Raw genomic sequence first — 14,240 nt, 5'->3', positions numbered from 1 at the left:
TACATTCGTTTTGATACTACGCTTTGCTTAGCCCCTTGAGGTTTCTGGTTCCGCGAGGTTGGCTGCGGCCCACCGGGGACGGGCGACAGGCACCCTCACCAGCTTGAAGTAGCTGTAGTACAGGAGGAAAGAGCCCATGATATAGGGGTTGAAGGTATCGATCTCGACGAACGACCGGATGAACAGAAGGACCATCACGCCGGCAAGAATCACGGACTCGGCTTGCCATGTTCTGAATATCAATGCCGATATATGGCCCCACAGCGTGCGCACAATAATCAGCGACATCAGCGTCGCCCCGACATAGCCAAGCTCGACGAGGGCTTCGATATAGGTGTTGTGGAAGTGGAAGCCGCTTCGGGTCGTGATGTAGAATTCGTTCCAAAGCCGCTCGGCCTCGGCGAAACCCTGCACCCAATAGGCCGCGTAGCCGACGCCGAGGATCGGTGCTTGCTGCGCCGCATCCCAGCCCTGCTCCCAGAGATAGGTCCGTCCGGTGAGCGTGGAATCCTTTCCGAAGGCGCCAAGGATGAAATCCAGAAGTCCCGCAAAGGCAACCACGGTGACCACGACCAGCCCGAATGCGCCGACTAGGAAAATCACCCGTCGGTAGCGGAGCGAAAGCTTCTTGGCCATGGTAAGCAGAGCCACCAGAGCGAGAGCTGCCGGTATCGAAGCCGTCGAGGTGGCGGAATGCGCCATGACCAGCAGATAGGCCGACAGGACGAGGACCGGCGCCGTCAGGAAAAGGCTTGTCCGGCCGCGTCTGAGGAAGACCAGGAAGACAATGCAAAAATAGATGCCGAGCGATGCGACAAAGCCGATCTGGTTTTTGGAGCTGAATGCGCCGACGAAATTGTACGTCCCGTCGAGCATATCATAGGAATAACCCCCGACCTTCAGCGAATAAAGCAGAACGACAAAAATCCCAATCAGTGAGCCTATCGTCAACGTTCGGACGCTGACGGTGCGCGCTGCAATGTAGGCGCAGGCGATATGGGAGCAATACTGGATTGCCGTCCTCAACGTGATGCCGGGGGCATCCGACCAGAACACCGAGAGGCAGACGTAGAATGCAAACGCCAGCGGGAGCCACGCGCTGGAGGCATGTCGCAACAGCCGCCGGTAGTCTACCAGGATCAGGGGAAGCCAGACCGCATAGTAGGCTAGGATCAGTATCTGGCCGAAAACGGAGGAGTAGGAGAACGCCCAAACGGAGATGGCAACAGCAAATGTGCCGTAGACCGTGCTCTTCTCCGGGTCGACCAACAGAGATTTTGGAATCTTCATCTCGGTAGCGAATTCCCGTCCATGCAGTTCAATGCCGATTCGCCGTCACGCCATGCGCGAACGCTTCCATTGTGCAGTGCAATATAACCCATCCCCTACAGCCTGTCACCCAAATGAGGCAAAAACAGCCATAAGGCGCCCCGGGGACGGCGGTAAAAGGCCACGACAGGCCGTGCGGCAAGAACCCGAGCATCCCGGCGCACGGCTGGGCATCGCTGTCGGCGCCGTCAAATACCATCGCCGCCGCACTTATGAGAGGCTCGGCATCACCACGGCGCGGAACTGTTTTTGCAGTTCTTTCAGCACCGGACCGAAAAATAGCAGCCGGCATTCGTTGCATCCGTTGCAATGAATGAGGCCCTCCGCGTACGCTATCTCGGGGACAACCAGACGATGGCCACACGAACAACTGGCAGGCGCTGGTCGTCCCCGATCTGCTGGGTTGGAGCAAACGGATGGACAAACCTCGAATCTTCCTGGGCTCGTCGGGGAAGCAGAAAAAACTGCTGCAGGCGCTGACACGCGGTCTTGAAGACATCGCGCATGTGGAACCTTGGACGACGTCCTTCAATCCGGGGACAACCACCCTGGGGCGCCTCCTCGAGCTTACGCGTGAAGTCGACTTCGCCGCTTTCGTGTTCGCTCAGGACGATTGGACCAGTGTGAGCCAGCCGGCATCGTCTGCGGCGGCATCCGCTCAAGCTTCTCCACGAGACAATGTGGTTTTCGAGGCCGGCCTTTTCGGCGGAGTCCTTGGAATGCGCCGGACGTTCATCCTCCATGCCAATGGCTCCAAGCTTCCAAGCGATCTCCTCGGCCTCACCTCCGTAAGGTATGGCGAGGCGACGACCGGCGCGGAGATGAGGGCGATCAACCAAAAGCTTCGGAATGCGATCGAGAACGAAAGTCGCGTCGCCCGCATAGAGGGCTTCTGGTGGCAGTTTTCCCTGACGGAGCGCTCCGCGAGGGAGCCGTCCGCCGTGAGCCTCTTGCGTATCTCGCGAGGCCGCGATGGTGCCCTGGAGTTGGCCGGCCGCTCATGGCAAGAGAATGGCAGTCTGTCAGCCAGATACTGGAGCGAGGCGGTAAAGGAGAGAAAGGAGCCTCCCGGCATCTTCTACTTTTGGAATGGAGAACGGCCCTTGGATGCGAACGCGTCGCAGTTGTACGGGACGGGAGAGATCCGGCTGGAGTCCGCCGATCGCGCATCCGGGTATTTCACGACGCGCGCGGACACGAACCCCGAGGTGAATGCGCGCACGTCCGGGGTCTACCTGCCCGCCGATCCGGAGGACTTAAGCATCCTGGACGGACGCGACAATCAGCGGCGCGTGGAGTTGATCGCAGAGCGGCTGAGCCATTGGAAGTCGATCAAGAACGTCTGAACTGCGCCCATGGGAGTCGCTTGGACGGCCCTGCCGCCTCGCCGCGACCGCAGCCCCAGTATCATATGGAGAGGTACCAGCCAGGAGGGGCTTCTCAACCGCCTGCTGCTGGCCCACCACGAAGCTGTTCGGAGGCTCCAGACTCCGGCTTGAACTTCTCTGTCGTTGACTTCACATTCGCCGCCGATTGGGAGGACGAGCACATGACGATGAGTTTTGCGGGACGGTTTGCCGGGCGGTCGGCCGTGATCACCGGTGGCGCGTCGGGAATTGGCCTGGCCGTCGCGCAAAGAATCGCTGGGGAGGGCGGGCGCGTTTGCGTCTGGGATCGTGACCCCGCCCAAATCGAGCAGGCGAAGGCTGTCATTGCCGACCTGCACAGCGTGACAGTCGACGTCGCCGATCCCTTAGCGGTCGAACAGGCCGCCCAGCAGACATTCGATACCCTTGGCGCGGTCGATATCCTGGTCACCAGTGCGGCCATCACCGGACCGAACACGACGACCTGGGACTATTCGGTGGAGGATTGGCGCCGGGTCATCGACATCAACATCAATGGCGTCTTCTACTGCAACAAGGCACTGGTTCCGCACATGCTCAAGCGCAATTACGGCAGGATCGTCAACATCGCTTCGATCGCCGGCAAGGAGGGAAACCCGAATGCATCTGCCTACAGCACCTCAAAGGCGGCGGTGATCGGCCTGACCAAGTCGCTGGGCAAGGAACTGGCCAAGACCAAGGTGACGGTGAACTGTGTCACGCCGGCGGCCGTGCGCACCGCGATCTTCCAGCAGATGAGCCAGCAGCACATCGATTTCATGCTGTCGAAGATACCGATGGCGCGGTTTGGCGAGGTCGAGGAGGTGGCGGCACTGATCTCGTGGATCGCTTCCGAGGAATGTTCCTTCACGACGGCTGCCGTTTTCGACGTTTCCGGCGGCCGGGCGACCTATTGAAGCAACTGAGGCGCGATCCAGACTGGAGTTAACGTCGCTTGCTTAGGGTCGAATCCCCCCTGTCCGACGAAGATCTGCTCGACCGCTTCCAGTGCGCGGCCTTCGGCTATTTTCTGGAAACCCTGAATCCCGAGAACGGGCTGGTCGCCGACACCTCGCGGCCAAATTGGCCGGCAAGCATCGCGGTCGTCGGCTTCGCCCTGTCCTGCTATCCGGTCGGGGCGGAGCGCGGCTGGATGACGCGAGACACAGCCGCGAAGCTGACGCTTGCCGCACTGCGCTTCTTCTGGAACAGCCGGCAAGGCAATGGCGACAACGTCACCGGGCACAAAGGCTTCTATTACCATTTCCTCGACATGCAGACCGGCCTGCGCGCCTGGCGATGCGAATTGTCGATGGTGGACACTGCGCTTTTGATGGCCGGCGTGCTCGTGGCTGGCGCCTATTTCACGGGCGACAATGACGAAGAAACCGAAATCCGCGAACTCGCGGAAGTGCTCTACCGGCGCGTCGACTGGCGATGGGCGCAAGGCAGCAATTCGACCTTGCGGCAGGGCTGGAGGCCGAAGAGCGGCTTTCTGCGTTATGGCTGGGAAGGCTACAACGAAGCGACGATGCTCTACGTTCTGGCAATGGCCGCCCCGGACAAGCCAGCCTCGGACGACAGCTATGCCGGCTGGACGGCAACATATCAGTGGGAAAACATCTACGGCTACGAGGTGCTCTATGGCGGCCCGCTGTTCATGCACCAGTTCTCGCATGCCTGGATTGACTTCGACGGCATCCGGGATGCGTTCATGCGGGAGAAGAACTCGGACTATTTCGAAAACAGCCGCCGCGCGACCTACCTTCACCGGGACTATGCGCGGCACAACCCCTCTGGCTACGACGGCTACGGCGAAGGACTTTGGGGCCTTTCGGCGGGTGACGGACCCGGCAACTTCCGCGCGCAGATCGAGCGGCGACCGCGCAAATTTTCCGGCTACGCGGCGCGCGGCGCACCGTTCGGGCCCGACGACGGAACGATAGCGCCGTGGTCGTATCTCGCATCGCTGCCCTTCGCGCCGGAAATCTGCCTGCCGGCGCTGCGCCACCTCAGAGAACGCCACCCTGAGGTGATCGACAGTTTCAGGATGCCGAGCGGCTTCAACCCGACGCTGGCAAACCGGCGGAAGTTCGGGCCGAGCGGCTGGATATCGGATGCGCATTACGGACTGGACCAGGGCATTGTCGTGCTGATGATCGAAAACCACCGCTCGCGCCTAATCTGGGACCTGATGCGGTCGAGCCCGCATATCCGTCGCGGCCTGTGCAAGGCTGGATTCAGCGGCGGCTGGCTGTCGCAGCCGGCGAGCCTCCTCCCAAGGACCAGTGCTGAATGACGGCTTGCTGCCCAGCTGTAGCTGTCGTGTCGGGCACGAAGATGTTCGCCCTTCCCAGCAACTCGCGCTTGCTAGGAGGGGCGTCATCGGCCGGCTCGCATGTTCGTCTCGCTTGGCAACGATTTGATTAGCCGGCGAACGTATAAGCGGTCTTCACCGTGGTGTAGAATTCCGCCGCGTAGCGGCCTTGCTCGCGCGGGCCGTAGCTCGATCCCTTGCGTCCGCCGAAAGGCACATGGAAGTCGACGCCCGCCGTCGGCAGGTTGACCATCACCATGCCGGCCTCCGAGTTGCGCTTGAAATGCGTGGCGTGCTTGAGGCTCGACGTGCAGATGCCCGACGTCAGCCCGAACGGCGTGTCGTTGGCCACCGCCAGCGCCTCGTCATAGTCCTTGACGCGGATCACGTTGGCGACCGGGCCGAAGATCTCCTCGCGTGAGATGCGCATGGCGTTGGTGGCTTGCGTAAACAGCGCCGGCTGCAGGTAGAAGCCGCGGGTTTCGCGATCGAGCAGCTCGCCGCCGAAAGCGAGATCGGCGCCCTCCTGGCGGCCGATGGCGATATAGTCTTCGTCCTGCTTCAGCTGGCTCTGGTCTACGACGGGTCCGATCTGGGTTTTGGCATCGAGCGCGTCGCCGACGACCAGCTTGCCCAGGCGATCCTTCATCGCGTCGACGAAACGGTCATGGATGCCGTCCGTCACCACCAGGCGGGACGATGCCGTGCAGCGCTGGCCGGTCGAGAAGTATGCGCCGTTGATCGCGCAGTCGACGGCGACGGCAAGATCTGCATCGTCGAGCACAACTAGCGGGTTCTTGCCACCCATTTCGAGCTGGAACTTGCGCATGTGCTCGACGCTGGCGGCAGCGACGCGCTTGCCGGTGCCGACCGAGCCGGTGAAGGTGATGGCGTTGAGATCAGGGCTGTCGAGCATGGCCTGGCCGACCACCGAACCCTTGCCCATCACGAGATTGAGCACACCCTTCGGCAGGCCGGCGCGGTGCAATATGTCGACAATGGTCCAGGCGCTCTCCGGAACAAGCTCGGCCGGCTTGAAGACAATGGTGTTGCCATAGGCCAGGGCAGGAGCGATTTTCCACGCCGGGATGGCGATCGGGAAATTCCACGGCGTTATGATGCCGACGACGCCGACCGCCTCCCGCGTGATCTCGACACCGACGCCGGGCCGCACACTCGGAACCAGCTCGCCAGACAGGCGCAGCGTCTCACCAGCGAAGAAATCGAAGATCTGGGCGGCCCGCACGGTCTCGCCGATGCCCTCGACCAGCGTCTTGCCTTCCTCGCGCGCCAACGCCCGGCCGATTTCATCTTTCCGCGCTGTGATCTCGTCCGACGCCTTCCTCAGCACCGCATGGCGTGCCAGCAGGCCCGATCGGGACCATGACGGAAATGCCGCTTTCGCCGCCGCGATGGCTTGCCGGGCCTGCTCGACGCCCCCCGACGCATATTCGCCGACCACGTCGTCGAGATTGGACGGGTTGATGTTGCGGGAGCCGGCATCGCCCACCCACTCGCCATCGATGAGGTTCTTTCGAAACGGGATCATGTCGCTGTCTTCCTTGTCGTCCTTCGATTGCCGTCTATCTGGACCACCGGCCGCCACACCGCAAGGCCGCGGGCGGCAAAGTTCTCCTCTTCGACAGGCATGTGATAAGCAGGTTTCGGAAAGTGTCGCACGGTTTTCCGATAGAAACCTGCGACAAACCATGATTCTAGTATGGTGCGACGCGGATCGCACCAGGAGGAAACTGCCATGTCCGACAGCGCGTTGCCGCTGGTGATCAGCGCGCCCGAGCCACGCACGCTCAACCTGATTTTCACGCCCGAGGCACTGGCGAGATTCCGCGCCAGATACCGTATCGTCGAAACGTCGCCCGAAGGCGTCGCGGCCCTGCCGGCCGATCTGCTCGCCGAGGCGCGCTACATTGTCGGCCAGCCGCCGATCGCGCCGGAGACGCTGGAAAGAATGGCGGCGCTGCGCTGCGTCTTCAATGTCGAGAGCAACCTCATCAACAACATGCCGTATGAGACACTGTTTTCGCGCGGCATCCATGTCGTCACCACGGGCCTGGTGTTCGCCGAGCCGGTGGCTGAGCTCGGCCTTGCCATGGCGCTCAACCTCGCCCGCGACATCGTCGACGCCGATCTCGCCTTCCGGCAGGGCAAGGAGCTGTGGGGCGGCGACAGCAATCGGACGGCGCGACTTCTCTCCGGCGCGGATGTCGGTATCATCGGTTTCGGCGATCTCGGCCGCGCGCTCAACCGGCTGCTATCGGGCTTCCACACGCGGACCAAGGTCTTCGATCCGTGGCTGCCGCCGTCGATCCTTATCGAGAACGGCGTCGAGCCGGCTACGCTCGACACGGTTTTGTCAACCAGCGATTTCGTCTTCGTCGTCGCTTCGGTGACCAGCGAAAACCAGGGTTTTCTCGGCACTGAGGCCTTTGCCAGGATGCGCAAAGGAGCCGCGTTCATCCTGCTCAGCCGCGCAGGCGTGGTCGATTTTCCGGCGCTGATGGACGCCGTTCGCAGCGGTCACATCGTCGCCGCCAGCGACGTGTTTCCGGAAGAGCCGCTGGCGCAGGATCATCCCGTGCGCTCGCTGACTGGCTTCCTGCGCTCCGCCCACCGGGCCGGCGCGCTCGACATCGCCTTCAGGCGCATGGGCGACATGGTGCTGGAGGACATGGACCTCATCGATCGCGGCCTGCCGCCGATGCGTTCGAAGCGGGCCGAACGCGAGACCGTTTCGCGCATGCGTTCGAAGCCGGTCGACAAGAATTAAGCCGTTAAACCGAGCGGCTGCGAAGGTTTCTCAGATAGTAAACGACCAGAACAAGCAGACGAGCGTCGCAGCTGCGAAGACGACGAAGAACAGGCTTCTCAGCAGGATGTTGCGGCGCAGCTCGTTCATGAAGAGATGGCAGCCGACGACGGCTGCGACAAACAGGAAGCGCCAATTCAGCAGTGCCGGCAAGACATTGCTTCGATCAAAACCCCATCTGGCGGCGAGGCCGCCAATGATGGCCGCGAACAACACGATGACTGTCCAGAAGATCGCATCCGCTGCGTTCGTCAGGACGACGCCGGCGGCCCGAATCGGCAGGATCATCATCAGCAGCGCGCTGAAGAAATACACTGAAGCAAGCGGGATAAACGTCCCGGCATCGGCGACGTCGTCCAGGCGTTTTGCGCCGATCGCACCATAGGGATAGCCATGCCTGGCCACTGCCAGGCTGAGCGCCATCAGCAAAGCCGTCAATACGGCGACCAATGCGAATGAAGTGAGGGCCTTGCTCATGCTGTTCCTTGTCCCACCGTTCAACGTGCTTGGCGAATCGAACAAGGACGTTGGTAGCCCACGGTTGTAAATGGCTGGTAAGCGGCAAAGCAGCGCGGTGACAGCTTTGGGGGACGGGCTTTACGGCATAGCCGTTCCAGCCACAACAGCAGCAGTCGGGCATTCACTCCGCCGCCTGAAGGCGTCGCGCCTCGATGATGGTCCTGATCTCGGCGCGGCAGGAACCGCAATTGGTGCCGGCATTCAGGGTGGCGCCGATCGCCTCGACGCTTACGCAGCCGCCGCGCACCGCTTCCGCGATCTGATTGGCGCCAACCCCGAAACAGGAGCATACGATGGCGCCCCGGTCGACGCGATTGCCGCCCGGCCGCCCGGCGACGATCGCCAGCCGCCCGCGCCGATCGGCATGGTCTGCGCTCAACTGCTCCACCGCCCAGCTGCGCGACACCGCGACCGGTTTGGGCGCAAGATAGAGCGCGCCAGCCAGCCGGCTGCCGGCGAAGCGGGCGAAGCGATAGTGCCCGCCGGCGACATCATGATAGGCGAGCGTCTCACCTTGCACGTCCGCCCCGAGAAGCGAAGTCGCGAAAACCGGCCAGTCCCGGCCTGCCTTCAACGCAAATTCGAGGCGCCAGCCGGCGGCGCAGCGGGCGAGACTCCAATAGTCGGCGTCGATCGCGGCCGGCCGTTCGGCAAGCACCGCGAAGCCAAAGGCGACAGCAGCGAAGCGCTCTACGCGGGCGGCAACGTTCTTCGAGGCCGGCTGGCCTGAAATCGCATCGGTTATGGGCGCCACCAGCGCGTCGACGCGGGCGCGCGCGGAGAACTGGTCCGTCCAGTGCATCGGCACGAAGACCGAACCCGGCCGCTGCCGCGCTGTCACCAGCGCGCGAAGCAGCACCTCGCCATGCGCGGTCGAGACGCGCACGATGTCGGCGTCGCCGATGTCGAAGTGCTGCGCATCCGCCGGGTGGATTTCGGCGAACGGCTCGGCCAGGTGCTGGGACAGGCGCTGGCTTTTGCCGGTCCGCGTCATCGTGTGCCAGTGATCGCGAACCCGCCCGGTGTTGAGGATCAGCGGGAATTTTTCGTTCGTGCGGGTTTGCGGAACTGGACGGATCGGGATGAAGCGCGCTTTGCCATCGGGTGTGTAGAAGTTGCCGTTGGCGAAAAAGCGAACGGGCTGGCGTCCGATCGTGCCGCCCCCCTCTGGCCTGCCGGCCATCTCCCCCTCAAGGGGGGAGATTGGCAGCGTCTGCGATCCGCTCATTCCTGCAACGTCTGAGATTGGCGAAGGTCGTAGTGGCGGCTGATCTCCCCCCTCGAGGGGGAGATGGCCGGCAGGCCAGAGGGGGTCGTCCGCGACGGCCTCCACCTTGTTGGGGCGGAATGGCGTTGGAGGTGCTCCACCGACCCCACCCCGTCCCGCTTGTTTCGCTTCGCTCAACGCGCGCGCCGACCCTCCCCTCAAGGGGGAGGGTGGGCTCGGCGCTGGCCACTGGAAAGGCACCAGCGCGTCGTAGGCTTCTCCATCGGTCCCGGCGTACGCGCCTATATCGAAATCGCGCGCGCCGTCATTCTCGAATGCCGACAGCGCGGCGTGCTCGGCGAAGATATCGGCCGGCGACGGATGCGAAAACGCTTCGCCAAAACCCATCCGCTTGGCCACTTCGGCGATGATCCACCAGTCGGCTCTTGCCTCACCGGGCGTGGCCAAAAAGGTGCGCTGGCGCGAGATGCGGCGCTCCGAATTGGTGACGGTGCCGTCCTTCTCGCCCCATGCGGCAGCCGGCAGCCGGACATGGGCGTGGCGGATCGTGTCGGTCTTGGCCAGCACGTCCGATACCACGACAAACGGGCAGGCCTTGATCGCCGCCTCGACGGCATCTGCATCCGGCATCGAATCGACTGGATTGGTCGCCATGATCCACAGCGCCTTGATGCGCCCGTCGGCCACGGCTTGAAACATTTCGACCGCCTTCAGGCCGGGTTTTTCGGCGACAGCCGGTGCGTTCCAGAAGCGCTGCACGCGGTCGCGGTGTTCGGGGTTTTCGATCTCCATATGGGCGGCCAGCATATTGGCCAAGCCGCCGACCTCGCGGCCGCCCATGGCGTTGGGCTGGCCGGTCACGGAAAACGGCCCGGCGCCGGGCTTGCCGATGCGGCCGGTCGCAAGATGACAGTTGATGATGGCGTTGACCTTGTCGGTGCCCGAGGATGACTGGTTCACCCCCTGGCTGTAGACGGTCACCGTCTTCGCCGTCGCGGCGAACAGGCTATAGAAGCTGAGAAGCTCGTCCTCGCCGAGGCCCGTGGCTGCGGCAACGCCGGCAAGGTCGAGCGCGGAGGCGGCGAAAAGCGCTTGCCCGAAGCCGGTCGTGTGCGCCGTGATATAGGTGCGGTCCAGCGCGTCATGCTGGCCGAGATAGGCAAGCAGCCCTGTGAACAGCGCGACGTCGCCATCGGGCGCGATCGCCAGATGCATGTCTGCGATGTCTGCAGTCATCGTGCGGCGCGGGTCGATCAGCACCACCTTCATGTCGGGCCGTTTTTCCCGGGCAGCGGCAATGCGCTGGTAAAGCACCGGATGGCACCAGGCCAGATTGGAGCCTACCAGCACGATCAGGTCGGCGAGTTCCAGGTCCTCATAGCCGCCCGGCACAGTGTCGGAGCCGAAGGCGCGGCGGTGGCCGGCTACCGACGAGGCCATGCACAGGCGCGAATTGGTGTCGATATTGGCCGAGCCAATGAAGCCTTTCATCAGCTTGTTGGCGACGTAGTAGTCCTCGGTCAGCAACTGGCCCGAGACGTAGAAGGCGACCGAATCGGGGCCATGCTCGGCAATGGTTTGCGACAAGGTGGAGGCGACGAGGTCGAGCGCTTCGTCCCAGCCGGTGCGGCGACCGTGTATCTCTGGGTATAGCAACCTTCCGTCGAGGTCGATCGTCTCGGCCAGCGCCGAGCCCTTGGAACAGAGCCGGCCGAAACTCGCCGGATGGTCGGGATCGCCGCGGACGGTTACCTCACCGTCCGCGGCGACCTTCGCCAGCACGCCGCAGCCCACCCCGCAATAGGGGCAGGTGGTCCTCACCTCGCGTGCTTCGCCGATCTTCATATTCAGGCCGCGCGGCTGGCCAGCGCTTCCAGCGCAATAAACAGACGCTCGCCCTCGATCCGCACCGGAATGGTGCGCACCGCGCCTTCGTCGGCGCCGAGCGCCTTGCCGGTCTCCAGCGAAATCACCCAATTGTGCAAGGGACAGGTCACCGCTGCACCATGGACGATCCCCTGGCTGAGCGGCCCGCCCTTGTGCGGGCAATGATCTTCGATGGCGAAGACCTGGTCCTCCGCCGTGCGGAAGACGGCGACCTTGCCTTGCGGCGTGGCGACGCAGCGCGCGCCACGGCGTGGAATGTCTGAGATCGAGCCGATAGATACCCAGTTCATCACGGTCACTCCGCCGCCTGCGCGAAACCGACCGAAGCCATCGGCCGGAACTCGTGCTTGTCTTTGCCGGAAACGCGTTCCGACCAAGGGTCGACCTGGGCGAATTTCTGCGAAAAGACGAAGCGGTTGAAATAGGCCTTGCGCTTCTCGCCATCGTCCATGATCTGGCGCTTGATCTCGGCGATGCCGATGCGCTTGGCCCATTTGTAGATGCGCTCGAGATAACGGCCCTGTTCGCGATACATCTGCGTCAGCGCCACGATATGTTCCAGCGCCTCGTCCTCGGTTTTGACCAGGCCGAGCACCTCGGTGCCCTTGATGTCGAGGCCGGCGGCCCCGGCGAAATGGATCTCGTAGCCTGAATCGACGCAGATCACGCCGACATCCTTGCAGGTTGCCTCGGCGCAGTTCCTCGGGCAGCCCGACACCGCCATCTTGACCTTGGCCGGCGTCCACGAGCCCCACATGAATTTCTCGATACGGACACCGAATCCCGTCGAATCCTGCGTGCCGAAGCGGCACCAGTCCGAACCGACGCAGGTCTTTACCGTGCGCAGTCCCTTGGCATAGGCGTGACCGGAGACGAAGCCGGCCTGGCCGAGATCGGCCCACACCGCCGGCAGGTCCTCCTTGCGAATGCCGAGCATGTCGATGCGCTGGCCGCCGGTGACCTTGACCATCGGGATCTCGAACTTGTCGACGACATCGGCGATTGCGCGCAGTTCGGCGGCATTGGTGACGCCGCCCCACATGCGCGGCACCACCGAGTAGGTGCCGTCCTTCTGGATGTTGGCGTGGACGCGCTCGTTGATGAAGCGCGACTGGTAATCGTCGGCATACTCATCCGGCCAGTCGCAGACGAGATAATAGTTGAGCGCCGGCCGGCATTTGGCGCAGCCGCAGGAGGTGGTCCATTCCAGTTCCTGCATGACGGCGGGAATGGTCTTCAGGCCCTTGGCCTTGATCAGCCGGCGGACCTCGTCATGGCCGAGCGTGGTGCAGCCGCACATCGGTTGCACGGCCGCCGGATTGTACTTGTCGCCGATGGTCAGCACCATCAGCTTTTCGACCAGCCCGGTGCAGGAGCCGCAGGAAGCGGACGCCTTGGTGTGGGCACGCACGTCGTCTAGCGAGGTCAGGCCCTTGGCCGTGATTGCGCCTGATATCTTTCCCTTGCAAACGCCGTTGCAGCCGCAGATTTCCGCATCATCCGGCAAGGCTGCAACGGCCGCCATAGGGTCCAGGGAGGCGCCTCCCTGGTAGGACTGGCCGAAGATAAGCGTGTCGCGCATTTCCGATATGTCGGTCTGCTTCTTCTTGAGGTCGTTGAACCAGGCGCCGTCGGCCGTCTCGCCGTAGAGCACGGTGCCGATGATGCGGTCATCCCTAAGCACCAGCCGCTTGTAGACGCCGGCGGCGGCATCGCGCAGCACGATCTCCTGGCGGTCCTCGCCCTCGGCGAAGTCGCCGAGCGAGAACAGCTCGATACCGGTGACCTTGAGCTTGGTCGGCGTGTCCATATGGACGAAAGCCGCCGCCTCGTTGCCGGCAAGCTGGCTGGCTGCGACGCGCGCCATCTCGTAGAGCGGCGCGACCAGCCCGTAAACCTGACCGTTGACCTCCGCGCATTCGCCGAGCGCATAGATGTCAGGATCGTTGCTGCGCATCCCGGCGTCGACGACGATGCCGCGGTTGACGGCAATGCCGGCTTCCTTCGCCAGCGCCGCATTCGGCCTGATGCCCACCGCCATGACGACGAGCGTCGCCGGGATGATGGTGCCGTCGGCGAGCTCCACCTGCTCGACCTTGCCCTTGCCCGTGATCGCCTGGGTGTTGGCCTTGGTGATGACCTTGATGCCGCGTTGTTCGACGGCGCGCTGCAAGAGATATCCGGCGGCCGGATCGAGCTGACGCTCCATCAGCGTCGGCATGACATGCAGCACGGTGACGTCCATGCCTTGCGAGTTCAAGCCCGCCGCCGCCTCCAGCCCAAGCAGGCCGCCGCCGATGACAACGGCCTTGGCCCGCGACTGGGCGGCAAGCAGCATGGCCTGGACGTCATCGAGATCGCGATAGGTGAGCACGCCCGGCAGATCGTGGCCGGGCACCGGAATGATGAACGGCACCGAGCCGGTGGCGATGACGAGCTTGTCATAGGGCTCGGTGACGCCGTGGTCGGAGGTGACGGTCTTCGCCGACCGGTCGATGGCGACAATCTTGTGGCCCTTGTAGAGGATGATGCCGTTGGCGATGTACCAGCCGTCGCCATGGATGATGATCTCCTCAAAGGCCTTTTCGCCGGACAGCACCGGCGACAGCATGATGCGGTCGTAATTGACCCGCGGCTCGGCGTTGAAGATGGTGACCTGGTAGCGACCGGGCGCCTGTTCGAACAGGTGCTCCAGCATCCGCCCGGGCGCCATGCCGTTGCCGATGATGACGAGTTTTTCGGTCATTG

The 14,240-nt window shown here is 63.2% G+C and carries 10 protein-coding genes; 4 read left to right on the top strand and 6 right to left on the bottom strand.

Annotation, left to right across the window (positions count from 1 at the left end):
* Positions 1-27 precede the first annotated feature (27 nt).
* Positions 28-1,290 carry an O-antigen ligase family protein gene (locus tag AC0L3N_RS01125; RefSeq protein ID WP_473544963.1) on the bottom strand — a complete coding sequence of 421 codons (1,263 nt, stop codon included), beginning with the start codon at positions 1,288-1,290 and terminating at the stop codon, positions 28-30.
* A 455-nt stretch (positions 1,291-1,745) separates the two neighbouring features.
* Between AC0L3N_RS01125 and AC0L3N_RS01120 the strand changes: the two genes are divergently transcribed.
* The 3 genes from AC0L3N_RS01120 to AC0L3N_RS01110 all read left to right on the top strand — a co-directional run bounded on the left by AC0L3N_RS01120 (position 1,746) and on the right by AC0L3N_RS01110 (position 5,013).
* The gene (locus AC0L3N_RS01120) at positions 1,746-2,675 is read left to right on the top strand and encodes a TIR domain-containing protein (RefSeq protein ID WP_473544961.1); all 930 of its coding nucleotides are present in this window, start codon (positions 1,746-1,748) and stop codon (positions 2,673-2,675) included.
* A 203-nt stretch (positions 2,676-2,878) separates the two neighbouring features.
* A complete protein-coding gene (locus AC0L3N_RS01115) occupies positions 2,879-3,631 on the top strand; it encodes an SDR family NAD(P)-dependent oxidoreductase (protein ID WP_473545266.1) in 753 nt (250 codons plus the stop codon).
* A gap of 38 nt (positions 3,632-3,669) precedes the next feature.
* A complete protein-coding gene (locus tag AC0L3N_RS01110; protein WP_473544959.1) occupies positions 3,670-5,013 on the top strand; it encodes a glucoamylase family protein in 1,344 nt (447 codons plus the stop codon).
* A 127-nt stretch (positions 5,014-5,140) separates the two neighbouring features.
* On the opposite strand, the gene AC0L3N_RS01105 is transcribed toward AC0L3N_RS01110, so the two are convergent.
* Positions 5,141-6,577: an aldehyde dehydrogenase family protein gene (locus AC0L3N_RS01105; protein ID WP_473545264.1), complete on the bottom strand. Its 1,437-nt coding sequence runs from the start codon at positions 6,575-6,577 to the stop codon at positions 5,141-5,143.
* Positions 6,578-6,787: 210 nt separating this feature from the next.
* On the opposite strand from AC0L3N_RS01105, the gene AC0L3N_RS01100 reads away from it, so the two are divergent.
* Positions 6,788-7,819, top strand: coding sequence for a hydroxyacid dehydrogenase (locus AC0L3N_RS01100; RefSeq protein WP_473544957.1), 1,032 nt, complete (start codon positions 6,788-6,790; stop codon positions 7,817-7,819).
* A 30-nt stretch (positions 7,820-7,849) separates the two neighbouring features.
* Here AC0L3N_RS01100 and AC0L3N_RS01095 read toward each other — a convergent pair whose 3' ends face one another.
* From AC0L3N_RS01095 to nirB, 4 genes are all read right to left on the bottom strand, one after another.
* A complete protein-coding gene (locus AC0L3N_RS01095; RefSeq protein ID WP_473544955.1) occupies positions 7,850-8,335 on the bottom strand; it encodes a hypothetical protein in 486 nt (161 codons plus the stop codon).
* A 163-nt stretch (positions 8,336-8,498) separates the two neighbouring features.
* Positions 8,499-11,450, bottom strand: coding sequence for a nitrate reductase (locus AC0L3N_RS01090; protein WP_473544953.1), 2,952 nt, complete (start codon positions 11,448-11,450; stop codon positions 8,499-8,501).
* Between the two features lie 2 nt (positions 11,451-11,452).
* Complete coding sequence (nirD, locus tag AC0L3N_RS01085) at positions 11,453-11,782, bottom strand: nitrite reductase small subunit NirD (RefSeq protein WP_473544951.1); 330 nt, start codon at positions 11,780-11,782, stop codon at positions 11,453-11,455.
* 5 nt (positions 11,783-11,787) lie between these two features.
* Positions 11,788-14,238, bottom strand: coding sequence for a nitrite reductase large subunit NirB (gene nirB, locus AC0L3N_RS01080; RefSeq protein WP_473544949.1), 2,451 nt, complete (start codon positions 14,236-14,238; stop codon positions 11,788-11,790).
* Between the last annotated feature and the right edge of the window lie 2 nt (positions 14,239-14,240).

It is taken from the genome of Mesorhizobium sp. WSM4807, from assembly GCF_055811615.1.
The sequence above is the reverse complement of the archived record's forward strand: the minus strand, read 5'-3'. Positions and strand labels throughout refer to the sequence as shown.